Here is a 23,823-nt window from a genome sequence, read left to right as displayed (position 1 = left end):
TTCCTCTCTCCGAGCAGATCGCCATGGCTGGTGCCCCTTCGGCCACTGCCTTTGCTGACCAGGTCGCCTCTGACCAGGCCACCTCTTCCCAGACCGGCGCCGGCCAGGATCCCGTCGACGCCGAGGTGCTCGAAAGTTCGGTCGTCGATGAGGCCCTGCTGGTGCGGCTGCTGCGCCGGGCCGGCCGCACCATCGCCCGCCCCGCCTTCGAATGCCTGGAGCTGCTGCTCGATGGCGGCACGCCGCCCCAGGTGCGGCTGACGGTCCTGGCGGCCCTCACCTACCTGCTGCTGCCCCTCGATGTGATCCCCGACTTCATCCCGGCGGCCGGCTTCAGCGACGACATGGTGGCCCTCACCGCCCTGCTGGGGCTCTGCAGCACCCATCGCACCCCGGCGATCCGCACCCGGGCCCAGAGCCGGCTCGACCGCTGGTTTCCCCTCTCCCGCCGGCAGGGGTAGGGTCCGGCGATGCCCGCCTCCGCCCCCACCCTCAGCCCGGAGCAGCTCGACGAGCTCCAGAGCCTGCTCAAGGACTGGTTGCGCCTCAGCGGCCGCACCCAGTCCGACCTGCGCCGGGCCCTGCGGGCCGGTTCGATCCGCATGCCCGTGCTGATCGCCGAGCTCCACCTGATCTGGAGCCGCCAGGGTGCCACCGGGCTGGCGGAACGGCTCTGCGCCATCGAGGCCGGCTGGCTCTGCGAGGAACCCGGCGGCGAAGCGGATCCGGCTGCAGACGATGGCCTGCTCGAGGATTCGATGGGACAGCTGGACCTGCTGCTGCAGGAAATCCGGGCGGACGGCGGGACCTGAACGGCCGGCCGATCCGCCCTGGCGGGCCAGGCGACCAGCCCCCAGAGTGGGGTCTGAACGATTCCGCGGCCCCTGCCGACGCCCACCGCCATGAACGCCTCCGCCGTCCTGCACCGCGCCCTCCCCTGGTCCCTGCGGACCGCCACAGCCCTCGTGGCCGGCCTGAGCTTCACCGCTGCGGCCCAGGCCCAGGTGGAGTCCTTCATGCTCAAGCGGGGTGGCAATGTGGGCCCGGAAACCCAGATCAAGCCCACCAACTGCGTCACCGGAGCGGATGGCTCCGTCACCTGTGACACGGTGATCGAGAACCCCCCCAGCGACACCCCGGCCCAGCCGAACTTCCAGCCCTTCAAGAACTGATGCCACGTCTGCAGCGGATTTTCCAGGACAAGCCTTTTCTGCACCTGATCGACCAGGGCGAGCGCCTGGTGGCCAAGCTCCTGGCCGTCATGCTGTTCCTGGTGCTGGTGGTGGCCGCCCTCAAGTTCTCCGTCCAGCTGGCCTTCCAGCTGGTCAACCCCGCCGTGCGCTGGGAGGGAGAGGGCCTCATTGCCGTGCTGGGAGATCTGCTCAACCTGCTGATCGCCATCGAGGTGCTGCAGAACATCACCTCCTATCTGCGCCGCCACGTGGTGCAGATCGAGCTGGTGCTGCTCACGGCGATCACCGCCGTGGCCCGGAAGGTGATCGTGCTGCCCCCCTATGCCGAGAACAAACCCTTGCTGGTGGTGGGTCTGGGGGTGGCTGTGCTGTGTCTGGCGGCGGCCTTCTGGATGGTGCGCCAGGTCAACGAGCGGGAGGCCAAGGAGCAGGAGGCTGAGGCCAGAAGAGGGCAAGCCAGATCGTTCCAGGCGGCGGGTCACTCGCCAGCAGCCGGTGGCGACGGCCCGCACTGATCAGCAGGGCCTCACCGCAGGCGAGGGCGCGGGGTTCGGCCTCATCGGCGAACTGCAATGTGGCACTCCCCTGCAGCAGCAGCACCCATTCATGCTCCGCCTGGTCGTACCAGAAGCCCTCGGGGCTGCTGGCCCGGCAGGAGTGGATCCGCTCCAGCCGCAGCTGCGGGGTCTCCAGCAGCACGGTGGTGATCTCCTCGCCGTCGGCGGGGCAGGGGCTCCGCACCAGGGAGGCCCCGCCATCCCCCGCGTCGGCCGCGGCCCCCTCCCCCGGAGCCGTCTCCCCCCAGCGGCGGCCAATCTCGAAGCCCCGGGAGCGGGCCAGGGCCACCACCTGATGGTGGTCACCGCAGTCGCGCAGGGCCTGGCGCAGGCCGGGGTCGGCCTCGCTCAGGGCCACGAAGGCATTGAGCTGGCGCACCTTCTCCAGGAACTGCTGCAGCTGGGCTTCGGCCATGGGGGCAGGCGGGCTGGCGTCAGAGCAGATCCTTGCCCATCCGCCAGCGCAGGAAGGCGACGCCGCCGAGCGTCACCGTCTCCTCGTCGTCCACCACCCAGCCACGCCGCTCCAGCAGCGGCCGCGACAGCTGGCTGGCCTCGGTGCGCAGGCGAGCCACCCCCCGGGAGCGGGCGTGCTGTTCCAGGGCCTCCAACAGGGCGCTGGCCCGGCCCTGGCGACTGGAGCGGCCCCGGCAGTAGAGCAGGGAGAGCCGGTCGGCGGGATCGAGAAGGGCAAACGCCTCGATGATCGTGTCGTCGTGGTGGGCGGTGCTCACCAACCCATGGCCGCGTAGCAATGACGACCGGAAGTCATCATTGCGACCGGCCTGTTGCGACCAGGCCTCGATCTGCGACGGGCTGTAGAGGTTCCCGGCCTGGCTGATGACCGCTTCGTGATACACGGCGATCAGCTGCTGGCAATCATCGGGCCGGAGAGGACGGATCGGCAGCATCGAGGCGGTGGTTGTGCATTGATTGTGGCGGCTATCGGCGGAAGGCTGATCGCGCTGGTGTATGTTTTACCTCTAACCTCTCACCTGCCTCCACTTACATACCATGCTGACTGGATCGGAATTACTGGCCAAGGTCAAGGAGCTCGGCGATGTCGGCAAGTCCGAGATCGTGCGGGCCTGTGGCTATGTTTCCACCAAGAAGGATGGCGCCGAGCGCCTGAACTTCACCGCCTTCTACGAGGCCCTGCTCGAGGCCAAAGGGGTCGAGTTCGGTGCGGCCGGCAAGGTGGGTAAGGGCGGGCGCAAGCTCAGCTATGTGGCCACGGTGCAGGGCAACGGCAATCTGCTGATCGGCAAGGCCTACACCGCCATGCTGGATCTCAAGCCCGGCGATGAGTTCGAGATCAAGCTGGGCCGCAAGCAGATCCGCCTGATCCCCGCCGGCAGCGCCGACGACGAGGATTGATTTCCTGGCGTCGCCTGGTGTCATTCCTGGTGGCTCTGTTGCTGCTGCTGGGCCTGATCGTGCCGCCGGCAGCCCTCGGCTTCCCCGGCGCCGCCCTGGCCCTGGCAGCCGCGCCGCCCGAGCCCGTCGCCCTTGAGAACGCCCTTGAGGCTGATGTCACCGACGGCAGTGTTCTCAGGCTGAGCGTTCTCGACGCCGGCAGCTCCCTGTTCGGGGCCCACTGCGCCGGCTGCCACCTCCAGGGGGGCAACATCATCCGCCGCGGCAAGACGCTGAAAATGGCGGCCCTGGAGCGCAACGGCATCACCTCTCCGGAGGCCATTGCCGCCATCGCCGCCGGCGGTGTGGGGCAGATGGGCGGCTATGCCCAGTCCCTGGGCGAGGGCGGGCCGGAGGCGGTGGCGGCCTGGGTGTGGCAGCAGGCCCTCGACGGCTGGCCCCGCGCCTGAGCCGTCGTCGGCTCAGAAGGCCTGGATCCAGGGGTGGATCTCCACGGCGGTCCAGATGCCCTGCCGCCAGTAGATGTCCCCCTTGACGAGGCCTTCCACCGTCTCCTGATTGTCAGCCTCGTAGAGGCCGAACACGAAGCGGGTGTCGGCCGTGGGGCCCAGGGTGACCAGCACGCCCTCCTCCTTCTGGTGTTTCAGTCCGGCCAGGTGCTCCTCCCGGAAGGGGACGCGGCGCTCGAGAACGTCGGCGCAGTAGGTGCCCCAGAGGACGAATTTCATGGGCGAACGGCGGCGGCCGCCGGGTCGGGGTGAACGCCCCTCAGCCTTTCATCCCATGCGCCCCTCGGCCTTCTTCTGAAACACCAGCAGCCGGTTGTTGGCCGGCATCGGTTCATCGGCCTGCAGATGCAGTCCCTGGTCGGCGGCCTCGCGCTGGATCGCCTCGGCGTCGCGCACTCCCATGGCCGGATCCAGCTGGCGCAGGTGGGCGTCAAAGGCTTCGTTGCTGGCGGCGGTGTGGCGTTCGCCGTAGCGGAAGGGCCCGTAGATCAGCAGCAGTCCGTCAGAGGCCAGCACCCTGGCGCCGCCCGCCAGCAGGTGGGGCACCGCCGTCGCCGGCATGATGTGCAGCGTGTTGGCCGTGAACACGGCCTCGAAGGGGCCCGCGGGCCAGCGGGGCTGGGTCACATCCAACACCAGCGGAGCCGCCACCTGCGCCCCCGGGGCCAGTCCGTTCATGCCCTCCAGGCTGATGCGTGCGGCCAGGCCCCCCAGGGCCTCCCGGCGCTCGCTCGGCTGCCAGCGGACCCCCGGCAGATGGCGGGCCATGTGGATGGCGTGCTGGCCACTGCCCGAGCCCACCTCCAGCACCCGGCCGCCGGGGGCCAGCCAGCGGCGCAGCAGCGTCAGGATCGGCTCCTGGTTGCGCAGGCAGGCGGGTGAGAACGGCAGGGCATCGACGTCCATCGGCCCATCATGGGGGCAGCTGACCCATGGCCATGCCTGTTCCTTCCCTGCTCGCCGTCCTGCTGCTGGCGCTCGCCCTGGGCGCTTGCGCCCCTGCCCTCTGAGGCTGGCTCAGAGCGGCTGGTCGAGGGCTGTGCGCAGCTCGGCGGCGAAGGCGCCGGCATCGGCGGCCACATCGGCGCCGCTCTGGTGGGCCGCGGCCATGCGCCGGACCAGGGCGCTGCCCACGATGGCGCCGTCGGCGCCCCAGCGGCGCACCTGGAGGGCCTGCTCGCCGGTGGCGATGCCGAAGCCCACGGCCACCGGTGTGGGGCCCAGTTCCCGCAGCCGCCCCACCAGCGGACCCACCCGGTCCTCCAGGCTGGTGCGCACCCCCGTCACCCCGGTGACGCTCACCAGGTAGGTGAAGCCGCGGCTGGCGGCATGGATGCGGGCCATGCGCTCGGCCGGGGTGTTGGGCGCCACCAGCAGCACCAGATCCAGGCCATGGCCGGCGGCGATGGCGGAGAGCTTCTGGCCCTCCTCCAGCGGCAGATCGGGCACCACCAGGCCGGCGGCACCGGCGGCGGCCGCCTCGCGGCAGAAGCTGTCCATGCCGCGGTTGAGCAGGGGGTTGCTGTAGGTGAACAGCACCACCGGAACGCTGAGCCGGCCCCGCAGGGAGGCCAGCATCTCCAGCACCCGGCCGGGCGTGGTGCCTGACGCCAGGGCCCGGCTGGCGGCGGCCTGGATCACCGGGCCGTCGGCCAGTGGATCGCTGTAGGGGATGCCCAGCTCGATCAGGTCGGCACCGGCGGCCTGCAGGGCCAGCAGGCTGGCGGCGGTGACCGAGAGATCGGGATCGCCCGCCATCAGGAACGGCATCAGGGCGCAACGCCCAGAGGCCCGCAGGGCGGAGAAACGTTCCTGGATCAGGGTGGGGGCGGTGCTGGGGCCGGCGGTGGCGGCGACGCTCATCGGGCCGGAGGGCGGGACGGTGCTCCTGAGCCTATGGGGTCGTCCGTGGGCACCCCGAGGGGCTCACATCTCGGCATCGGCCTGCAGCTGCCCCACCTCGGCCAGCAGCTTCGCCTGCTCCTCGGGGCTGAGGGCCTCGAACTTGCGCTGCAGCTCCTCGTCGGTGACGGCGTCGTAGGCGGCCCGGTAGCGGCGCCGCTGCTCCATGTAGGTCATCTTGCCGCCCACCACCCGCAGCAGGTAGCTGGCGGTCCAGCCGAGCACCACCAGCATCAACAGCGCCGAGGCGGCGATGCCGGGGGAGAAGCCCTCCAGGCCGCTGGAGCGGAACACCCAGTAGCCACCACCCCCGATGGCGAAGACCACCAGGCCCAGCAGGATCGCCTGTGCGCGGGTCACGGATCAGGCCTCGCCCTGGCCCGCCATGCGCAGGTTGAGGAAGGGGGCGAACAGGATCAGCCCCGGGAAGAACAGGAACACCATCCCGTAGATGGCGGTGCGCTCGATCTTGCCCATCACATACCAGCGCTTGTGCATCCACCAGTAGAGCGCCAGGGGCACCACCAGCAGGTAGGCGCCGGCCAGGGCCAGGTAGGCGCCGATCACCAGCAGGGTGTCGAGCGGCAGGCTGCTCAGGGGTCCGCTCAGGGCCACCGGGGATGTCGCGAAGTGGGGCGAATCTAGGATCTCCCCGCGGGGGCATGGCGAAATTGGTAGACGCAGCGGACTTAAAATCCGCAGGCCGCAAGGCTGTGGGGGTTCAAGTCCCCCTGCCCCCATGCCGTTCATTCCTCTCCTGCTGGAGCTGGTGGGACGGCAGCTCCTCCACGCCGTCGTGGTGCCTGAGTCCCGCGCCCCCCTGGTGCGGCTGCCCCAGCCCCCGGCGGGGCGCTACACGGTGCTGGTGGCGGACTGGGGCCACCACACCGCGATCGTGGTGCAGCAGCCACCCGGCTGGCGGCTCGGGCCCCCCGGGGCGGAAGCGGCCCCGTTCCTGGAGGTGGCCTGGGGCGATCGGCGCTACTTCCACGGGGGAGAGCGCAGTCCCCAGGCCGTGGTCGCCGCCCTGTTCCTGCCCACCGACTCGGTGCTCTTCCTGGCGGGCCACCCCGATCCACCGCGTCTGGCGGGCACGGTCGCCGTGCGGGAGCGGCAGGTGGACGCCCCCACCCTGGGGGCCCTGCTGAGCGCCCTGGAGCGCTCCGCCAGGCGCGACCGCGACGGCGAGCGCCTGCCTCCCCTGCCGCCCCGTCCCGGCCAGCGGGGCCGGTTCTTCCCCGCCCATGCCGCCTATCTCTGGAGCCGCAACTGCAACTGGTGGACCGTGCAGCGGCTGCGGGAGGCGGGACTGGCCAGCGAGCCGACCGGGGTGGTGGTCGCGGCCCAGGTGCCAGGACGTCTGCGGGGCTTTCAGCCCGTCGCCACCCGGGACAAAAGTTCATCTCCGACTGTGTCTGTGGCTCTCCACACGCACCGGATCGCCGGGCTTTCCCCGTGAGCGCACCCGGCCTAGACCGGAGACATCGTGGGATCCCGAAGTTGGTACATGTCGCACCCCTGCTGGCCGCCACCTGCCTGGCGGGTTTCGCCCTGCTGCAGCTGCTGTTCAGCCTTGCGTCTTGATGAGGGGCCTGGGCGGCCTCTGACGTGGGCCCGCGGGCGGGGTTGACGATGGAATCAGCCCTGTCTTCCGGTGCCGGCCGTTTCGGCATCGTGCTGTTCCCCGGGGTGGAGGAACTCGATGCCGTCGGCCCCTGGGAGATGGCCACGATCTGGGCGCGCCAGCCCGGTGGCCCCAGCCAGTGCCTGCTGATCGGCCAGGAGGAGGCCCCGATCACCTGTGCCAAGGGGATGCGGCTGCTGCCCCACGCCAGCTTCGCCACGGCCCCACCGCTGGATGTGCTGCTGGTGCCGGGGGGCCAGGGCACCCGCACCGAGGTGGCCAACCCCGAGCTGATCGCCTTCATCCGGCGCCAGGCGGCCGGCTGCCGGGCGGTGCTTTCGGTCTGCACCGGCTCCTTCCTGCTGCACGCCGCCGGCCTGCTCAGCGGCCGGCGGGCCACCACCCACTGGGCCTCCCTCGATCGCCTGCGGGCCCTCGGCGACGTGGAGGTGGTGGAGGAACGCTTCATCCGAGACGGGGCGATCTGGACGGCGGCGGGCATCTCCTCCGGCATCGATCTCATGCTGCATTTCATTGCGGAAACTGCCGGGGAAGATGTGGCGGCAACAGTGCAATTGGAGTCGGAATACTTCCCTGCTACGAGAACTTATGGCGATGCCGCCAGCCGTGGGAAGGGATCGTCCTATTTCAGATCATCTTGTTCGGCATCATGAAGCGATGGGATGGGTGTTTCCACTTATCTCGCTGACGATTCCGATCCATTAGGGTCAGGGAAAGAGAAGAGGAAATCCCATGTCCACCTGCGAATTCACCAGCAAATCCACCTACGAATCCACCTGTGAAAGGCCTTGCACCGAGGCCGCTGTTCAGCCCCATGCCAACGCCACCGAAGCCCTCCATCTGGTGAAGGAACTGGCGCGTCGTGATCCGAAGTTTGCCGCCGCCCTGAGTGCAGCCGATTCGCCGCAGAAAGCCGCTGATCTGGCGCAGTGTCACGGCATCGACGTCAGCGCGGCGGCGCTCTGGCGCCAACGCGGCACCCTGGCCCACGGTGGTGTGCCCACCTGGCGCGGTTAACCCGATCCGGGGCCCTTCAACTCGATGCTGTTCCCTTCCGGATCCTCCAGGTAGAGGGCCGGCCCCACACCTTTGGCCCCGTAGGTGTGATGCAGGGGGCCGGCATCGATGCCCTGGCGGCGCAGATGGGCCCGCAGGGCGCCCTCGTCGAAGGGTTCGATCCGCAGGCAGAAGTGATCCAGGTTGTGGCCGTCCCGCCCCGGTGCCGCCCCTCCCCGGCGACCCAGCTCGCCGCTGACCGCCGCCAGATCGATGAGGGCGTTGCCAGCCCTCAGGTGGATCATTCCCAGGGCTTCATTGCGTCGCGCCACAGCGCAGCCCAGCACCTCGGTGTAGAAGCGCTCCATCCGCTCCAGATCCCTGCAGCGCAGCACCACATGGTCGATCCCTGCGATCTCCATGGCCGTCGCCTCCGTTCGCTCGCCTCCCAGTGTCGCCGGCCGTTGCAAGGCCATGCCGCGCCGGTCCCGCTCAGAGCACGGGCTGCCAGCTGATGCTGCGGCCATCGGCAATGTCGGTCTGCTCGTTGAAGGGCACCACCTGGTTGCGGCCGGTCTGTTTGGCCCGGTACATGGCGTGGTCGGCCCTGGAGATGATCTCGTCGGGGTTTTCGCCCGGCCGGACCAGGGTCACCCCGATGCTGAGGGTGATCGACAGGCTGCCGGCACTGGTGACGATCGGCTCGGCCACGGCCCGGCGCAGCTTCTCGGCAATCGTGACCGCATCACCCATCCCCCGTACCCCCTGCAGCACCACCACCATCTCGTCGCCGCCGATGCGGGCGGCCATGTCGCCGCTGCGCAGGCTCGTGCGGATCCGGGAGGCCACCGTCCGGAGCAGTTCGTCGCCGGGCACGTGGCCGAAGGTGTCATTGATCTCCTTGAAGTTGTCGAGATCGCAGAACAGCACGGCGGTGGCGTCCCCCTTGCGCAGCACCCGGCCGGCGATGGCGGTGATGCGCTCGAGGGCCTCATGGCGGTTCACCAGGCCGGTCAGTTCATCGGTGCAGGCCCGGCGGGCCAGTTCCCGTTCGGCGGCCACCTCCTGGTCCACCGTGCGGAACGAGCCGACGATGCCGTCGAGCCGGCCCAGGGCATCCCGGTGGGGGCTGGCATGCAGTTCCACCCAGCGGTGGCTGCGGTCGTGGGCGAGGGCCTGCAGCCGTCGCACCACCGTGCGACCCTCTGCCAGGGTCTGGAGGTCCTGCTCCAGGACCGGATGGTCGTCGGGGGGGATGAAGCGGCTGAGCGGATGGCCGATCCACTCCTCCGGCTGCCAGCCCAGCATGCAGGTGAGCGAGGGGGAGATCCAGCTGACCCGGCCCTCCTTGATCAGCAGCACCACGTCGCTGGAGTTCTCGGCCAGCAGCCGGTAGCGCTGCTCCGAGGTGGCCAGGGCCGCTTCCGCCTGCACCATCTCGGTCACGTCATTGAACTGGGCGATCACGAAGGCCAGGCTGCCGTCGGGACGGCGGGAGCAGGACACGCTGCAGTCCACCCAGAGGGGGGCGCGCTCCCCCTGGAGGATCCGCTTGCGCAGCCGGTAGCAACGGCGCCGGCCGTCCAGCAGCTCCGCCATCAGGGGGGCTTCGCTGGCCCGGTCCTCCGGCGGTGAGAGGGAGGGCCAGGTGAGCCCCTCCAGGTCGGTCGGGTCGCGATCGAGCAGCCCGCCACCGGCGGGGTTGATGGAAAGCACATGGCCCTCACCGTCAAGCAGGGCGATGCCGGTGGAGGTGTTCTCCATGGTGAGCCGCAGCCGTTCCTCGGAGGCGGCCAGGGCGGCCTTGGTGCGCTCCTCCGCCAGGCGGGCGTCCACTTCGCCCTGGATGTCACGCCAGCTGCCCACCAGGCCCGTCACCTCGCCATCGGGACCGGGCACCGGCCGCAGGGCCATGGAGATCCAGCGGCCGTCGCCGTCGGCGGCACGGAAGCGCAGATCGCAGCCGCTGTTCTCCCCCTGGAGGACCCGGCCGATGGCCTGCTCCAGGCGGCCGCGGTCCGGCTCCAGCACAAACTCGGCGATGGTCCGATCCCTGAGGTCGCGGGCGTCGTGACCCAGCAGCTGACCCACCGAGGGGGAGACCCAGGAGATCCGCCCCTGCCGGTCGCTGCTGAGAACGACATCAGGGGCGTTTTCGGCCAGCAGCTGGTAGTGATCCTTCAGCTCCCGGTTGCTGCGCTCCTTCGCCTGCAGTTCCCGGGCCAGGTGCATCGCGACCCAGGCCATGCCGATCAGGCCGGCCAGCCGCAGCAGCAGCTTCAAGGTGGTGGCCTGGGGGGCGTGGAGCGACCAGATGACGGTCAGGACGATCGCCAGGCTCGTGAACCAGCCCACCTGGCGGGGCGTGGCGAAGGAGGCGGCCAGGACCACGGGGATCCAGTAATAGGGGAACAGCGTGATTCCCAGGCGCCTCGACAGGAGCAGATCCACGAGGAACAGGCCGATCAAGGCAACAGCCAGGACGACCAATCGTGATCGATAGCGACGTTGGAAAGAAACCAAATCGTGGTGACTGACGAAGGAAACTGACCATCTCGGAGCCGCCGATGCCACCGACTGTCGGTGGCGGATGGGTTCAGCGGCTCAGGCCTTCCGTCTGGGTCTCGGCGCTGTTCTGGTGCCCCTTGAGATGCTTCTCACAGGCCAGGGTCGCTGATGCGAACAGCAGCGCCATGCTGAGCATCGCCGCCTGAAGCTGGGCCTGTCGCAGGAGAGGAGTCATCGGCCGGCGTCCGCATCAAGAATGATTATAGGTATGGCTCCCCATTCGCGTCCGCAGGCCTTCTGCCCAAGGCCGTGCTGACCATCGGCCCGGCGGTGGCTAGCAAGAGGGCGTGGGAGATCGATGGCATGACCAGCTCCACCGCCGCAGCAGCAACAGCCGGCGCCGCCAGCGGCGATCCGCGCATCGCCCAGGTGGTGCGTCGCCACGGGGCCCGCGCCGATGCCCTGATCGAGGTGCTGCACCAGGTGCAGGAGCTCCACGGCTATCTCTCGCCGAACTCCCTGCGGGAGGTGGCCGTCGCCATGCGGCTGCCGCTGAGCCGCGTCCACGGCGTGGCGAGCTTTTACCACCTCTTCCGGCTGGAGCCCCCCACCGCCCACCGTTGCGCCATCTGCCTCGGCACCGCCTGCTATGTGAAAGGGGGGGGACAGGTGGCGGCGCGCATCGAGCAGCGGCTGGGGGTGCGCCTCGATGATCCGGTGGGGGATGGCGTCTGGGCCCTGCAGCACGTCAGCTGCCTGGGGGCCTGCGGCCAGGCGCCGGTGCTGGTGGTGGACGGCGAGCTGGTGACCCGGCTCCCGGTGGACCAGCCCGAGGAACTGGAGGCCCGGCTGGAGGCCGCCGGCCTGCCTCAGCGCACCACCACCTGATTGGCCCCCAGATCCCGGGACTGGTTCAGGGCCAGCTCCACCCGCGACAGCATGGCCTGGCCGCTGGCATCGCTGGCCGCCAGCAGACTCACCCCCGCATTCATCGCCAGCCCGGTGGCGGGTCCCTTCCCCGCCGGCATGGCCGTCTCGGTCACGACCCTGCGGATCTGTTCCGCCGTGGTGCGGGCCGATTCGAGCGGCTGATCCCAGAGCAGCAGCAGGAATTCGCTCCCGCCGATCCGGAACAGTTCGTCGTTGGCGTGCAGCAGTTGCTTCACGCTGGCGATCAGCCGCTGCAGGACCTCATCCCCCTTCTGCCGGCCGAGCACGGTGTTGATCGGCCGCAGGCCCTGCACCGCGAAGGCCAGGCAGGACAGGGGCACGGCGCAGTCGGAGGCCCGTTGGGTCAGCAGTTGCAGGCTGCGTTCCAGCTCGGACCGATTTCTGGCCCCGGTGAGCAGATCGGTGCTTGAGAGACGCCGCAGTTGCTCGCTGCTCTGCCGGAACCGTTCGCTCATGGCGGCGAGATCCTGGCTCAGGCGGGCTTCCCTGCGCAGGTGTTCGTGGAGACGGCCCACCAGTCCCTGGACTTCGGCGATGACGCTGCCATCACCGGAGCCCCCGTCAGGCTCGGGGCCTCCGGTGAGGTCGGGAACGTCGTCGCTGACCTCCGGCACCGAGGCACGCAGCAGCCGCATCTGGCCCTCCACCAGGCTGGCCATCAGCTCGCTGAGCAGGACCCCCAGCAGCATCAGCCCCAGCGATGCGGTGAGCAGGGTGGTGCTCTGGGCCTGAAGCTTCAGCACCACTGGTCGAGCGGGCTGCACCACCTGCACCCGATGGCGGCCGGAGATCACGGTCGTGCTCCAGTACCCCTGGATCCACACCTTGAGGGCGGGGCGTTGACCCCTTGGCACCAGAATCTGAAGCCCATCCGGCTGGATCAACTCCTGTGGCGCCGGCAGGAAGTTGTTCTCCAGCCGCAGGAACAACCCAGGATTGGAGCTGGTCCGGTGGCCCTCCCTGTCGATGAGCAGGAAGGCCGTCGCGCCGGGGCTGGCCGGCAGTCCCCGGGTGGGCTCGGCGAGCTGGCGGGGATCGATCCGGGCCGCGGCCTCGGCGACGGTCTGAAGGTTGTCCAGCACCGCCTCCTGGGCAGCCCCCTGCAGCAGGTTGCCCGAGAGGAAGGTGAGGGCCAGCGACGGCAACGTGAAGGCCGCCAGCACCACGGAGAACACCAGGCCCCGCAGCGGTAGCAGTCCCTGGCCCCTGCGGTTGCGCCACACCTGCAGCAGCACGAACAGGAGGAAGGCCATGACCGTGTTGGCCAGGCCGTTGACCGCCTGCTTTGCGGCCGTCACGGCCACGTTCGCCGGATCGATCTGCAGCACGACGCCATAGAAGAAGAACACCATCGGTGTCCCCACCAGGAGCCAGAAACTGATCTCGGCCAGGATGATCCGGCCCTTGAGGTCGTTCTCCGGAGGGCCGTTGAAGCGATTGACGAACACCGCCTGCCACAGGGCCTCGGCGCTGAAGATGACGATGGCCCAGGGATGGCCCCAGAGCTTCCAGGTGTAGAGGCTGGCCACAACGGCGATCGCCACGCTCCACCAGCCCCGGCGCCAGAGAAGGATGAGGGTGGGAACGATCGATCCGAGCAGGATCTGGATGCCGAAGAACAGCGGCAGCGCGCTCACATTGCCGAGCACCGCCAGGCCGGCCAGCAGGGCCAGGAGCAGTCCCTGGCGCAGCGTCATGGTGGGGCGGGGGGCTCTCATGGCAGGGGGACCGCCGCCGGCTCGCCGCCCGCCACCGGGCCGAGCCTTGTTCCCCTGCGGAGCAGGTCCTCGAACCCCTCGGCGGACAGGGGACGGCTGAACAGATAGCCCTGGAAGGCGGGGCAGCCAGAGCGGACCAGGAACTCCAGTTCCTCGGGGCGCTCCACACCCTCGGCCAGGATCTTCACCCCCAGGTCCTCGGCCATGGCCAGGGTGGCGCGCACGATCGACTGGGAGGTGGGGTTGCGATCGACCTCATCAACGAAGGAACGGTCGATCTTGAGCTTGCGGATCGGAAAGTTGTGGATGGTGCTCAGGGAGGAGAAACCGGTGCCGAAATCGTCGATCGCCAGTTCCACACCCATCGCAAATAACCGTAGGAGTTGCTCCCGGGTCCCAAGAGCCGGCATCAGGCAGCTCTCTGTGATTTCCAGCTCCAGCCGTGTCACGTCCAGCCCCGAGTGGCTCAGGCACGCCTGCACCATGTCCGGCACGGTCTGGCGGGAATCCTGAAACTGTCGGCTCGAAAGGTTCACCGCCAGCCGTCCAGGTTCGAATCCACTTTGCACCCACAGCTGCCACTGGCGGCAGGCCTCCTGCAGCACCCATTCGCCGATCCTGTGGATCAGGTCGCTGGCTTCGGCGATGGGGAGGAACTCCAGTGGTGATACGGAACCGAACTTGGGACTGCGCCAGCGCAGCAGGGCCTCGGCCCCCAGCAGCGTCCCCTGGCCGTCCACCTGGGGCTGGTAGAGCAGCTCCAGCTGGCCCCCTTCCACCGCCCGCTGCAGATGGGCTTCGATCGCCAGACGGTGGCGGCTGCGGACCGTCATCTCGGCCGCGTACCGCTGCACGGCCTGCGGCCCCTGGCGTCGGGCCTGGGCGAGGGCCGTGGAGGCGAACAGGAGGAGGTTTTCCGGCTCTCTCGAGTCCTGGGGGAAGCAGCTGATGCCCGCCCAGGCCGACAGGGTGAGCTCCAGCATTCCCCCCGGGGCCTTTGGATCGGTGAGAGCCGCCATCAGGGTGCGGGCCGTCTCCAGGGCCGTGGGGCCGGTCGCCTCCAGGGCCTGCACGATCAGGAACTCGCCCCTGCCGACCTGGGCCATGACGGCGGCGGGCCCCACGAAGCCTCCCAGCCGATCGACGGCGAGCTGCACCAGCTGATCGCCCTTGGCCTGGCCGAAGCTTTCCTCGATGCGCTTGATGCCGTCCAGTTCGATCCAGATCACCACCAGGGGCTGGGCCTGCTGGCACAGCTGACCCAGCCGGAGCTCGGCCATCTGCAGGTTGGGCAGGCGGGTCAGGGGGTCGTGGAAGCCGAGATACTCCAGCTGCCGATCCTTCTCCCGCAGCACGGTCTGGTCGGTCAGGGCGGCGATGTAGTGGCTGGGGGCCCCGGAGCCGTCCCGCACCACCCCCATCCGCATCCAGACGGGATAGACCTCACCGCTGCGGCGTTGGTTCCAGATCTCCCCTTCCCAGCGGTCGTTGGCGAGCAGTTGCTCCCACAGGGCGGTATAGAACCCCTCCGACTGGTAGCTGGAGCTCATGATGCGGGGATTGCGCCCCACCAGCTCCTCCTCCGGGTAGCCGGTGATGGCGACGTAGGCCTCGTTGCAGGCGAGGATCGCCCCGTCCCGGTCGGTGACCACGATCCCCTCCTGGATCAGGGAGCAGGCCTGGCGGTGGAGGCGGAGCCACTGGAGGCTGTCCTCCAGCTGGCTCCGCAGCTCCCCCAGGCTGCGGCCCTCCTGTTCAGCCAGTCGGCGCCGCCGCTGCAGCTCCCCGGTCAGCAGGGCGGCCAGCAGGCTGGTCGTCAGACCCAGCAGCAGCACCGCCACCCAGCTGGGCAGCCAGTCAGCGGTGCCATGCTGGGGGACCTGCACCAGCAGCAGCCACCGCTGGCCTCCGGTGTCGATCCTGCGGGAGAGGGCATGGGTCAGGACGGCCGCCTCGGGGAGGTTGCGGGAGTCGTAGAGGAGATGGGCGGGGTCGGCGCGATCGCCGACGTACAGCTGCAGATCCACGGGCTCGTCCAGCCGGACCAACGGATGGTTGAGGGCCGCCCGCACGACATCCCGCAGCGGCAGGGTGGCGAAGGCCCAGCGCTTCGCCGCTGGCGACCCTGCGGCTGCCGTGCCGGGGTGGCTGCCGAAGGGCAGGATCTGCACCAGGAAGGCCGGCTCCCCCGGCCGGGGGCGGCCGGGGAGCAGCCACCCCTCCGGCGGTGAGGACTCCCGGCCGGGTTCCTTGCCGGAGCCCTGCACCCACGACCAGAGATCCGCCCCCAGCAGGGCGCGGCTGCCGGGATCCATCGGCGCGACCAGCCGGATCGGCGCCTGCCCGGAGGCGGCCGTTGCGAAGCCCAGGGTGCTGATGCCCTCCAGGCTGCGGCCATCGCTCTCGAGGGACCCGACGAAGCGCTGCAGCTCCCCTAGGGTGACCTCCTGGGACGCCATCTGAAGGCCGACCAGACCCCGCAGCACCGATTCGGTGTTGTCCAGCTTCCTGTGCAGGGCGGCAACGACGAGATCGGCGGCGGGCTGCTCCCGGTTGCGGTGCTCCGTGATCGTCTGATGGACGCTGCTCCAGGTCAGCAGGGCGGTGCCCAGGACTCCGAGGGCCAGCACGGCAGCCACCAGGGAGCTCGACTCCCGGGGGTGTTGCTCAGCTGGCGGCGGAGAAGGCGGCAGCGTGGGAGTCGGCGACGGGGCCGGACGGGGAGGGAACCGTTCACTCTGATCACCCATAATACTTTTTTCACATTTCTGGCCCACCCATGGGGGCTGTCGCTGGCTTCGCCAATCCCCCGGGGTGGCGCCGGAAGGGCTGGCGGCAACGGAATGGTGCGCTGGTGGCTCTGGCGGCCCTGGTGCTGTCGCTGCTGATCGGCTGCCCAGGCCAGCCTCCCCGGTTCGTGCTGGCGATGAATCCCTGGCCGGGCTACGCCTACTTCGCCCTGGCCCAGGCCCGGCAGCACTACGACCCCCGCAGACTCACGCTGGACCTGCGCAACTTCGCCGACAACGACCGGGCGGTGCAGGCCTACGTCGCGGGCGCGGCCCAGGCGATCGCCACCACGGCGATCGATGTGGTCACCATCTGCGGGTTGGCACCGGAGCGCTGTCCGGTGATCGTCTACGTGATCGACGAATCCCGCGGTGGCGACCAGGTGCTGGCCCTCAAGACCGTGAAGGATCTCAAAGGCCTGGCCGGCCGGCCGATCGCCCTCGACCGCAGCAGCCTCTCCCGCTACCTGCTGGCCCGCGCCTTCGAGTCCCAGGATCTGCCCCCTCCGCTGCCGTCCCAGCTCCGGTTCCTGCCCGCCTCCGCGTGGGAGGCGTCCCTGCGGCAGGGAACGGTGGCGGCGGTGGTCAGCTACCCACCCCGCAGCGAGCTTCTGCTGCGCGCCCTGCCCCTGGACACGCTGTTCACCAGCCGGCAGCTCCCCAACGAGATCCTCGATGTGCTCGCCGTCGAACCCGAGTTTCTGCGCCTTCACCCCGATGCCGTCCTGGCCCTCGTCCAGGGCTGGCAGGCGGTGCGGGCGGAGGAGAGGCAACGTCCCGCCGCCATCCGCCATGAGGTGGCCGACTACCTCGGCCTCGATCCCGGCGCCGCCGACGCGGTTCTGGGGGGGGTCCGCTATCCCGGGCCCCAGGAGCAGTACGAGCTGCTCGACCCGATACAGAACAACCTGCCCCCGCTGCTGGAACAGATCCGCCAGGTGCTCTACGCCAATGGCGTCATCCCGGCCAACACCCCCCTGCCCGCCACGGAAGACTCCATTGCCCGGGGCCTCGTCAAGGGCCGCTGAACGGCGCCCCGGCCATTTCCTGGCTAGCAGAAGGAAAGGCGCCCCCGGTTCACCATGCCTTCCCCTGTGCAGGTGCGCTGCTGCGATGCCAGTGGCTGCCGTTCCGCCGGCAGCCAGGCCCTGCGCACCGCCCTGGAGGGCGCCCGTGACGCCGCCGGCCTCGATCCCTCCCAGCTGACGATCAAGCCGGTGGGCTGCCTGCGCCAGTGCGGCAGCGGCCCGCTCGTGGCCTGCGACCGGCCCGGTCGCACCCAGCTCTTCGGGGGGCTGGCGCCGGAGCAGGCCGGGGCCCTGATCGCCGAAACCCTCGCCAACCCCGCCGATGACCTGGCGGACCATCGGATCGATCTGGAGGGTCCCTTCTTCGCCCTGCAGCGGCCCGTGGTGCTGGAGGGCTGCGGGCAGGTGAATCCCGAGTCCATCGACGACGCGATCGCCTTCGGCACCTACGCCCAGCTGCAGCGCATCCTGCAGGAGCTCAGCCCCGAGCAGGTGCGCGACGAGGTGCGCCGCAGCGGCCTGCGCGGCCGTGGCGGTGCCGGCTATCCGACGGGCCTGAAGTGGGACACGGTGGCCCTCCAGCCCCCCGGCCCCCGCTACTTGGTCTGCAACGCCGACGAAGGCGACCCGGGCGCCTTCATGGACCGCAGCGTGCTGGAGAGCGATCCGCATCGGCTGATCGAGGGGATGGCGCTCGCCGCCTACGCCGTCGGCGCCGAGCGCGGCTTCGTTTACGTGCGGGCGGAATACCCCCTGGCGATCGAGCGGCTGCGGCTGGCCCTGCAGCAGGCCCGCAGCCGACACCTGCTCGGCAACCACATCCACGGCACCAGCTTCAACCTGCGGCTGGAGGTGCGGGTGGGGGCCGGCGCCTACGTCTGCGGCGAAGAGACGGCCCTGCTGCTCTCGATCCAGGGTCAGCGGGGCATGCCCCAGCCCCGGCCGCCCTTCCCGGCCCAGTCGGGCCTCTGGGGGGCGCCCACCCTGATCAACAACGTCGAGACCTTCACCGCCGTGCCGGCGATCCTGCGGGAAGGCGGCGACTGGTACGCCGCCATGGGCACCGAGCACAGCAAGGGCACCAAGGTGTTCGCCCTCTCCGGGGCGGTGGTCAACACCGGCCTGGTGGAGGTGCCGATGGGCACCCCCCTGCGCACCGTCGTGGAGGTGATCGGCGGCGGCGTTCCCGATGGCTCACCGATCAAGGCGGTGCAGACCGGGGGACCTTCGGGGGGCTGCATCCCGGCGGAACGGCTCGACACCCCCGTCGACTACGAAAGCCTGCTGGAGCTGGGTTCGATGATGGGCTCGGGCGGCATGGTGGTGATGGGGCAGAGCACCTCCATGCCCGAGGTGGCGCGCCACTTCATGGGCTTCAGCGTCAACGAGAGCTGCGGCAAGTGCGTCCCCTGCCGCGCCGGCACCGTGCAGCTGGCCCAGCTGCTCGATCGCTTCGTGGAGCGCCGGGCCACCGCCGAGGACATGGAGCGCCTCGATGCCCTCTGCCAGATGGTGAAGGTCACCAGCCTCTGCGGCCTGGGCCAGGCGGCCCCCAATCCGGTGCTCAGCACCCTGCGCTGGTTCCGCCACGAATACGAGGCCGCCTGCCGGGAACCTTCGGACTGCGTCGCCACCGGGAGGGTCCGCTGATGGCCGTCGTCACCCTCAACGTCAATGGCCAGGACGTGGCGGTGCCGGCCGGCGCCAGCCTGCTGGAGGCCACCCGGGCCGCCGCGGCCGATGTCCCCACCCTCTGCCACCTCGACGGCCTCAGCCCCGTCTCCTCCTGCCGGCTGTGCCTGGTGGAGGTGGAGGGGTCCACCAAGCTGCTGCCCGCCTGCAGCACCGCCGCCGCCGAGGGGATGGTGGTGCACACCCACACCCCTCGGCTCAGGGAGTACCGCCGCATGACGGTGGAGCTGTTCTTCGCCGAGGGCAACCACGTCTGCGCCGTCTGCGTGGCCAACACCCACTGCGAGCTGCAGGACATGGCCGTGACCGTGGGCATGGACCACTCCCGCTTCCCCTACCAGTACCCCCAGCGGTCGGTGGATGCCTCCCACCCCCAGTTCACCCTCGACCACAACCGCTGCATCCTCTGCACCCGCTGCGTGCGGGTGTGCGACGAGATCGAGGGGGCCCACGTCTGGGACATCGGCAGCCGCGGCGGCCATTGCCACATCGTCGCCGGCCTCGATGAGCCCTGGGGCCAGGTGCAGGCCTGCACCTCCTGCGGCAAGTGCGTCGAGGTGTGTCCCACCGGTGCCCTGTTCCGCAACACCGACACCACCGCCGAGAAACAGCCCGACGCCAGCCTGCCCGCCCTGCTGCGCAGCGCCCGCGACCAGCACCGCTGGCACAACCAGTGATCCCCCACCCCATGACCCCCTCCCCGCCCGCCGCCAAGCTCCGCCTCGCCACCGTCTGGCTGGCGGGCTGCTCCGGCTGCCACATGTCCTTCCTGGATCTCGACGAGTTCCTCTTCGACCTGGCCGAGAAGGTGGATGTGGTCTTCTCTCCCGTCGGCACCGACGTCAAGATCTACCCCGAGAACGTCGACATCGCCCTGGTGGAGGGGGCGGTGGCCAACGTCGACAACCTCGAGCTGGCCCTGCAGGTGCGCGAACGCACGGCCCTGGTGATCTCCTTCGGCGACTGCGCCGTGACGGCCAATGTGCCCGGGCTGCGCAACCTGCTCGATGGCGGCCACGACGGCGCCAAGGCGGTGCTGGAGCGGGGCTATCTGGAGCTGGCCGATGCCACCGGCCAGCTGCCCTTTGCCCCCGGCATCGTTCCGGAACTGCTGCCGAAGGTGCTGCCCCTGCATGAGGTGATCCCGGTGGACCTCTACCTGCCGGGCTGCCCCCCCTCCGCCGAGCGCATCCGTGAGGCGATCACCCCGCTGCTGGCCGGCGAGCGGCCCGTGATGGAGGGGCCCGCCATGCTGCGCTTCGGATGAGGACCTCGCCATGACCCGCACCGTCATCATCGATCCGGTGACCCGCATCGAGGGCCACGCCAAGATCACCCTCCACCTCGATGAGGCCGGCCACCTCACCGACACCCGCTTCCACGTGGTGGAGTACCGGGGCTTCGAGAAGTTCTGCGAGGGCCGCCCCTTCACCGAGATGGCGGGCATCACGGCCCGCATCTGCGGCATCTGCCCGGTGAGTCACCTGCTGGCGGCCGCCAAGACCGGCGACAAGCTGCTGGCCCTTTCGATCCCCCCGGCGGCCGACAAGCTGCGGCGGCTGCTCAACCTGGCCCAGCTGACCCAGTCCCACGCCCTCTCCTTCTTCCACCTCAGCAGCCCCGATTTCCTGCTGGGCTGGGAGAGCGATCCGGCCAGGCGCAATGTCTTCGGCCTGATGGCCGCCGACCCCGATCTGGCCCGCGCCGGCATCCGCCTGCGCCAGTTCGGCCAGCAGATCCTGGAGCTTCTGGGAGGCCGCAAGATCCACTCCGCCTGGGCCGTGCCCGGGGGTGTGCGCTCCCCCCTGAGCCAGGAGGCCAGGGACTGGATCCTGGAGCGCCTGCCGGAAGCCCGCGCCACCGTGACCCTGGCGCTGGAGCTCTACAAGACGCTGCTCGATGGCCCCCTGCAGAAGGAGCAGCGGGTCTTCGGCGACTTCCCCAGCCTGTTCATGGGCCTGGTGACCCCCAACGGGCTCTGGGAGCACATCGAGGGGCGCATCCGCTTCCGGGACGCCACCGGGGCGATCGTGGCCGACCAGCTCAGCGAGGACGACTACGCCGAGTTCCTCGGCGAGGCGGTGGAACCCTGGAGCTACCTCAAGTTCCCCTACTACAAACCCCTCGGCTATCCGGACGGCATCTACCGGGTGGGCCCCCTGGCCCGGCTCAACGTCTGCGACAGCGTCGGCACCCCCTGGGCCGACCGGGAGCTGGCGGAGCTGCGCCAGCGCAGCGGCCAGCCCGCCACCTCGAGCTTCGCCTACCACCACGCCCGGCTGGTGGAGATCGTGGCCTGCCTGGAGGCGATTGAGATCCTGGTGGCCGACCCCGAGCTGATGCACGGCCGCATCCGGTTGCGGGCCTCCCTCAACCGCAATGAGGCGGTGGGCGTCAGCGAGGCGCCCCGGGGCACCCTCTTCCACCACTACAAGGTGGATGACGACGGCCTGCTCACCAGCGTCAACCTGATCATCGCCACCGGCCAGAACAACCTGGCGATGAACCGAACGGTGCACCAGATCGCCCGGGAGTACATCCCCGATCCGGTCCCCGCCGGCGCCGAGATCCCCGAGGCGATGCTCAACCGGGTGGAGGCGGGCATCCGCTGCTTCGACCCCTGCCTCTCCTGCTCCACCCACGCCGCCGGCCAGATGCCGCTGCGCCTGCAGTTGCTGGCCGCCGACGGCAGGGTGCTGGCCGAGCGCCTGCGGGGATGAGCGGCGCCGGCGTCGGCACCGGAGGCGCGCTGCTGATCGGCATCGGCAACCCCCTGCGCGGCGATGACGGGGTGGGCTGGCACCTGGTGGAGGGCCTGGGTCTGCAGCGCCACCAGCTCACCCCCGAACTGGCTGAAGCCGTGGCCGCGGCCGAGCGGCTGCTGATCGTCGATGCCTGGCTGGCGCCCCCGCGCAGCCGCTGCCTGTTGCGGCCCCTGCAGGCCAGCGACGGCTGGGAGCGGGACACGCACCGGGTGGCGCCCGCCCGGCTGCTGGCCCTGGCCGAGCAGCTGTTCGGCGGCTGCGTGCCGGCCCATGAGCTGCTCGTGCCGGCCTTCGATTTCTCCTGGGGCGAGCGCTTCTCGCCCCAGATGCGGCGCCAGCTGCCCCAGGCGCGCCGGCTGCTGCGGGCCTGGTTGCAGGAGGCGGTGGCGCCCCATGCATGAGTTGAGCCTCATGGACGCCGTGCGGCAGCAGGCCCTGGAGCAGGCCGCCCTGCACGGGGCCGGCCGCATCACCGCCATCACCCTGCGGGTGGGCAGCCTGGCGGGGGTGGAGATCGAGGCCCTGCGGCTGGCCCACACGGTGGTGATGGCGGGCACCATCGCCGCCGGCTCCCGGCTGGTGATCGAGGCGGTGAGCGCCGAATGCCTCTGTGCCGCCTGCGAGCAGCCCTTCGCGGCGCGCGATGGCTGCTGCGAGTGCCCCCGCTGCGGCCGCATCAGCCGGGAGATGCTGCGGGGCCGGGAACTGCAGCTGGCCTCCCTGGACCTCGACTGATCCGCCAGGCTTGATGGGGGGAGTTGGGGCCGTTGCTGGGGCCGAACGTCCCGAGGCTGGCGGTGATCCCTATCAGGGCCAGAATAAGTTCTGCCTATTTTATGTACAACGCCGATCGGCACTGGATTCAGGTGCGAAACGTAAACTTGTGCAAGTTTTCTTTTTTTCGCCACTCTGTGCCAGGACTGATGCTGTCCATGGCCTGCAAATTCGTCCATGGCGCGGGTTTATTTGTAAATGAGTGAGAGGAGCGCAACCCCCCATGACTTATTCCACGAAGAATTCCATGAAGAATTTCACGAAGAATTTCACGAGGACATGTCTCCGCGGGGTGGGAATCGCCGCAACCGGTGGTCTCCTGCTTGGCGGTCCCGCCATGGCGGAGCTCAGGCCTGCTGGCGAGCGCACCGAGCCCGTGACGAATCCCGTGACTTCGGAATCGTCTGCCAGTCTTCCCGGGCTTGTGGAAGCCGGGCCCAGTGATCCTGCGGCCACGGCGGTTCCGGCCCTGGAATCCGCACCTTCGGTGGCAGCCCCCAGCGCAAGCCTGGATTCCCAGGTTGCTCCGGACGCCACCCTCATCGCCCAGACCTACCCCCAGCCGGTGGTGAAGGAGGTCTATTCCGCCAAGGGGTGGTACCTCACCATCGGTGCCGGCGCCCAGACCCCCAGCGACCAGACGGTCAACAGCACGGGCACGCTCGTTTCACCCTTCTTCACGCCGCTGCTGTTCAACTTCGGCAACAACAACTCCACCAAACTTGACCTCGGCGGCGGCTTCTCCGGTGATGTGGGCGTCGGTTACGACTTCGGCGCCCTCCGCGCCGAGCTCACCTATGGCTACAGCCGGGCCAGCCTCAACGCCGTTGGTGCCGCCAATCCGATCGGCTTCGGTGCCTTCGGTATCGTGCCCTTCACCAACAACGTCTCCGGCATCATCAACAAGAATGATGTGCTGGCCAGCCTCTACTACGACATCGAGACCAACAGCCGCTGGACGCCCTACATCGGCGGTGGCATCGGGTACACCAACCTGAGCACCCCGAGTTTCAGCCTCAACGGCTTCCCCACCAACAGCGTCAACAAGGGGCTGTTCGGCTGGCAGGCCAAGGTCGGTGTCAGCTACGCCATGAGCTACAACTCCGATGTCTACCTTGAGGGCGTCTATCAAGGCGCTGGCGGGTATTCCTCCGAGAACCTGACCTTCGACGCTTTCAACAGCTTCGGCGGCAAGATCGGCTTCCGTTACCGCTTCGGTGCCCGCCCAGTGGCGGCCGCGCCCGCTCCCACCCCGGAGCCGGAACCCGTCATGCAGCCCGCACCGGCTCCAGCGCCGGTCTTCCAGCCCGAACCGGCCCCCGCGCCGATCCGCGGCCTCTGGTGATCACGGCGGCTCTCAGGGCCCCGGCCCCGTCGGAACTCCGTGCCTAGCCTTCGGGCGTGGCCGGGCCCCGGCGG

At 69.6% G+C, this 23,823-nt stretch carries 30 protein-coding genes and 1 tRNA gene; 19 read left to right on the top strand and 12 right to left on the bottom strand.

The features are described 5' to 3' along the window. Positions 1–23: 23 nt before the first annotated feature. From H6G99_RS12950 to H6G99_RS12935, 4 genes are all read left to right on the top strand, one after another. Complete coding sequence (locus H6G99_RS12950; RefSeq protein ID WP_199297167.1) at positions 24–461, top strand: YkvA family protein; 438 nt, start codon at positions 24–26, stop codon at positions 459–461. A 9-nt stretch (positions 462–470) separates the two neighbouring features. Continuing rightward, complete coding sequence (locus H6G99_RS12945; protein ID WP_190611870.1) at positions 471–812, top strand: hypothetical protein; 342 nt, start codon at positions 471–473, stop codon at positions 810–812. Positions 813–902: 90 nt separating this feature from the next. After that, positions 903–1,172: a hypothetical protein gene (locus H6G99_RS12940; RefSeq protein ID WP_190611868.1), complete on the top strand. Its 270-nt coding sequence runs from the start codon at positions 903–905 to the stop codon at positions 1,170–1,172. Next, entirely contained in the window at positions 1,172–1,708 is a 537-nt protein-coding gene (locus H6G99_RS12935) for a phosphate-starvation-inducible PsiE family protein (RefSeq protein WP_190611867.1), read from the top strand. The genes H6G99_RS12940 and H6G99_RS12935 overlap by 1 nt, the downstream gene beginning before the upstream one ends. Here the strand turns inward: H6G99_RS12935 and H6G99_RS12930 are convergent. Then, on the bottom strand, positions 1,599–2,165 hold the full coding sequence (locus H6G99_RS12930; protein WP_190611866.1) for a Nif11 domain/cupin domain-containing protein: 567 nt from the start codon (positions 2,163–2,165) through the stop codon (positions 1,599–1,601). The two genes, H6G99_RS12935 and H6G99_RS12930, sit on opposite strands and share 110 nt — an antisense overlap. Before the next feature lie 19 nt (positions 2,166–2,184). Next, positions 2,185–2,661, bottom strand: a complete 477-nt coding sequence (locus tag H6G99_RS12925; protein ID WP_094584792.1) for a GNAT family N-acetyltransferase — start codon at positions 2,659–2,661, stop codon at positions 2,185–2,187. A 103-nt stretch (positions 2,662–2,764) separates the two neighbouring features. Between H6G99_RS12925 and H6G99_RS12920 the strand changes: the two genes are divergently transcribed. Together H6G99_RS12920 and H6G99_RS12915 are read left to right on the top strand one after the other, a co-directional pair. Continuing rightward, a complete protein-coding gene (locus tag H6G99_RS12920; protein ID WP_015110844.1) occupies positions 2,765–3,127 on the top strand; it encodes an AbrB family transcriptional regulator in 363 nt (120 codons plus the stop codon). A 29-nt stretch (positions 3,128–3,156) separates the two neighbouring features. After that, positions 3,157–3,576: a c-type cytochrome gene (locus tag H6G99_RS12915; protein ID WP_353617246.1), complete on the top strand. Its 420-nt coding sequence runs from the start codon at positions 3,157–3,159 to the stop codon at positions 3,574–3,576. 12 nt (positions 3,577–3,588) lie between these two features. Here H6G99_RS12915 and H6G99_RS12910 read toward each other — a convergent pair whose 3' ends face one another. The 5 genes from H6G99_RS12910 to H6G99_RS12890 all read right to left on the bottom strand — a co-directional run bounded on the left by H6G99_RS12910 (position 3,589) and on the right by H6G99_RS12890 (position 6,153). Further along, complete coding sequence (locus tag H6G99_RS12910; RefSeq protein WP_094584790.1) at positions 3,589–3,855, bottom strand: YciI family protein; 267 nt, start codon at positions 3,853–3,855, stop codon at positions 3,589–3,591. A 48-nt stretch (positions 3,856–3,903) separates the two neighbouring features. Continuing rightward, on the bottom strand, positions 3,904–4,542 hold the full coding sequence (locus tag H6G99_RS12905) for a DUF938 domain-containing protein (protein ID WP_190611864.1): 639 nt from the start codon (positions 4,540–4,542) through the stop codon (positions 3,904–3,906). Between the two features lie 111 nt (positions 4,543–4,653). Then, positions 4,654–5,499, bottom strand: a complete 846-nt coding sequence (trpA, locus tag H6G99_RS12900) for a tryptophan synthase subunit alpha (protein WP_190611863.1) — start codon at positions 5,497–5,499, stop codon at positions 4,654–4,656. Positions 5,500–5,562: 63 nt separating this feature from the next. Further along, a complete protein-coding gene (locus H6G99_RS12895) occupies positions 5,563–5,898 on the bottom strand; it encodes a DUF3007 family protein (protein ID WP_094584787.1) in 336 nt (111 codons plus the stop codon). 3 nt (positions 5,899–5,901) lie between these two features. Beyond that, positions 5,902–6,153, bottom strand: coding sequence for an NAD(P)H-quinone oxidoreductase subunit L (locus H6G99_RS12890; RefSeq protein ID WP_094584786.1), 252 nt, complete (start codon positions 6,151–6,153; stop codon positions 5,902–5,904). Positions 6,154–6,194: 41 nt separating this feature from the next. Between H6G99_RS12890 and H6G99_RS12885 the strand changes: the two genes are divergently transcribed. From H6G99_RS12885 to H6G99_RS12870, 4 genes are all read left to right on the top strand, one after another. Beyond that, positions 6,195–6,278 (top strand) — tRNA-Leu (locus tag H6G99_RS12885). Beyond that, the gene (locus H6G99_RS12880; protein ID WP_190611861.1) at positions 6,278–6,997 is read left to right on the top strand and encodes a DUF2459 domain-containing protein; all 720 of its coding nucleotides are present in this window, start codon (positions 6,278–6,280) and stop codon (positions 6,995–6,997) included. The genes H6G99_RS12885 and H6G99_RS12880 overlap by 1 nt, the downstream gene beginning before the upstream one ends. Positions 6,998–7,170: 173 nt before the next feature. Continuing rightward, positions 7,171–7,836, top strand: a complete 666-nt coding sequence (locus H6G99_RS12875; protein WP_190611860.1) for a DJ-1/PfpI family protein — start codon at positions 7,171–7,173, stop codon at positions 7,834–7,836. A gap of 79 nt (positions 7,837–7,915) precedes the next feature. After that, on the top strand, positions 7,916–8,200 hold the full coding sequence (locus H6G99_RS12870; protein WP_190611858.1) for a hypothetical protein: 285 nt from the start codon (positions 7,916–7,918) through the stop codon (positions 8,198–8,200). On the opposite strand, the gene H6G99_RS12865 is transcribed toward H6G99_RS12870, so the two are convergent. From H6G99_RS12865 to H6G99_RS12855, 3 genes are all read right to left on the bottom strand, one after another. Then, entirely contained in the window at positions 8,197–8,601 is a 405-nt protein-coding gene (locus H6G99_RS12865; protein ID WP_190611857.1) for a VOC family protein, read from the bottom strand. The genes H6G99_RS12870 and H6G99_RS12865 overlap by 4 nt on opposite strands. Positions 8,602–8,671: 70 nt before the next feature. Beyond that, positions 8,672–10,648: a sensor domain-containing protein gene (locus H6G99_RS12860; protein WP_190611855.1), complete on the bottom strand. Its 1,977-nt coding sequence runs from the start codon at positions 10,646–10,648 to the stop codon at positions 8,672–8,674. Positions 10,649–10,775: 127 nt separating this feature from the next. Beyond that, positions 10,776–10,922 carry a hypothetical protein gene (locus H6G99_RS12855; protein WP_158219503.1) on the bottom strand — a complete coding sequence of 49 codons (147 nt, stop codon included), beginning with the start codon at positions 10,920–10,922 and terminating at the stop codon, positions 10,776–10,778. Between the two features lie 128 nt (positions 10,923–11,050). Between H6G99_RS12855 and H6G99_RS12850 the strand changes: the two genes are divergently transcribed. Continuing rightward, positions 11,051–11,575, top strand: coding sequence for an NADH-quinone oxidoreductase subunit NuoE family protein (locus tag H6G99_RS12850; protein ID WP_190611854.1), 525 nt, complete (start codon positions 11,051–11,053; stop codon positions 11,573–11,575). Here the strand turns inward: H6G99_RS12850 and H6G99_RS12845 are convergent. Together H6G99_RS12845 and H6G99_RS12840 are read right to left on the bottom strand one after the other, a co-directional pair. Beyond that, positions 11,557–13,356: a sensor domain-containing diguanylate cyclase gene (locus tag H6G99_RS12845; RefSeq protein WP_190611853.1), complete on the bottom strand. Its 1,800-nt coding sequence runs from the start codon at positions 13,354–13,356 to the stop codon at positions 11,557–11,559. The genes H6G99_RS12850 and H6G99_RS12845 overlap by 19 nt on opposite strands. Continuing rightward, on the bottom strand, positions 13,353–15,995 hold the full coding sequence (locus H6G99_RS12840) for a putative bifunctional diguanylate cyclase/phosphodiesterase (protein ID WP_190611851.1): 2,643 nt from the start codon (positions 15,993–15,995) through the stop codon (positions 13,353–13,355). Before H6G99_RS12840 ends, H6G99_RS12845 begins: the two co-directional genes overlap by 4 nt. Positions 15,996–16,210: 215 nt before the next feature. Here H6G99_RS12840 and H6G99_RS12835 point away from each other — a divergent pair, with 215 nt between their 5' ends. The 8 genes from H6G99_RS12835 to H6G99_RS12800 all read left to right on the top strand — a co-directional run bounded on the left by H6G99_RS12835 (position 16,211) and on the right by H6G99_RS12800 (position 23,749). Beyond that, positions 16,211–17,173, top strand: a complete 963-nt coding sequence (locus H6G99_RS12835; protein WP_190611849.1) for a type 2 periplasmic-binding domain-containing protein — start codon at positions 16,211–16,213, stop codon at positions 17,171–17,173. A 54-nt stretch (positions 17,174–17,227) separates the two neighbouring features. Beyond that, positions 17,228–18,823, top strand: coding sequence for a NuoF family protein (locus tag H6G99_RS12830; protein WP_190611848.1), 1,596 nt, complete (start codon positions 17,228–17,230; stop codon positions 18,821–18,823). Beyond that, a complete protein-coding gene (gene hoxU, locus H6G99_RS12825) occupies positions 18,823–19,542 on the top strand; it encodes a bidirectional hydrogenase complex protein HoxU (protein ID WP_190611846.1) in 720 nt (239 codons plus the stop codon). Before H6G99_RS12830 ends, hoxU begins: the two co-directional genes overlap by 1 nt. 11 nt (positions 19,543–19,553) lie before the next feature. Continuing rightward, positions 19,554–20,132: an NADH-quinone oxidoreductase subunit B family protein gene (locus H6G99_RS12820; RefSeq protein ID WP_190611845.1), complete on the top strand. Its 579-nt coding sequence runs from the start codon at positions 19,554–19,556 to the stop codon at positions 20,130–20,132. Between the two features lie 10 nt (positions 20,133–20,142). After that, entirely contained in the window at positions 20,143–21,585 is a 1,443-nt protein-coding gene (locus H6G99_RS12815; protein ID WP_190611844.1) for a Ni/Fe hydrogenase subunit alpha, read from the top strand. Further along, positions 21,582–22,031, top strand: coding sequence for a hydrogenase maturation protease (locus H6G99_RS12810; protein WP_190611842.1), 450 nt, complete (start codon positions 21,582–21,584; stop codon positions 22,029–22,031). Before H6G99_RS12815 ends, H6G99_RS12810 begins: the two co-directional genes overlap by 4 nt. Next, positions 22,024–22,365, top strand: coding sequence for a hydrogenase maturation nickel metallochaperone HypA (hypA, locus tag H6G99_RS12805; RefSeq protein WP_190611841.1), 342 nt, complete (start codon positions 22,024–22,026; stop codon positions 22,363–22,365). The genes H6G99_RS12810 and hypA overlap by 8 nt, the downstream gene beginning before the upstream one ends. Before the next feature lie 526 nt (positions 22,366–22,891). Then, positions 22,892–23,749: an outer membrane protein gene (locus H6G99_RS12800; RefSeq protein WP_190611839.1), complete on the top strand. Its 858-nt coding sequence runs from the start codon at positions 22,892–22,894 to the stop codon at positions 23,747–23,749. Positions 23,750–23,823 lie beyond the last annotated feature (74 nt).

It is taken from the genome of Synechococcus sp. FACHB-909, assembly GCF_014698945.1.
In the GTDB taxonomy this organism is placed as follows: Bacteria; Cyanobacteriota; Cyanobacteriia; order PCC-6307; family Cyanobiaceae; genus Cyanobium.
This window is presented reverse-complemented; position numbering and strand designations above follow the sequence as displayed.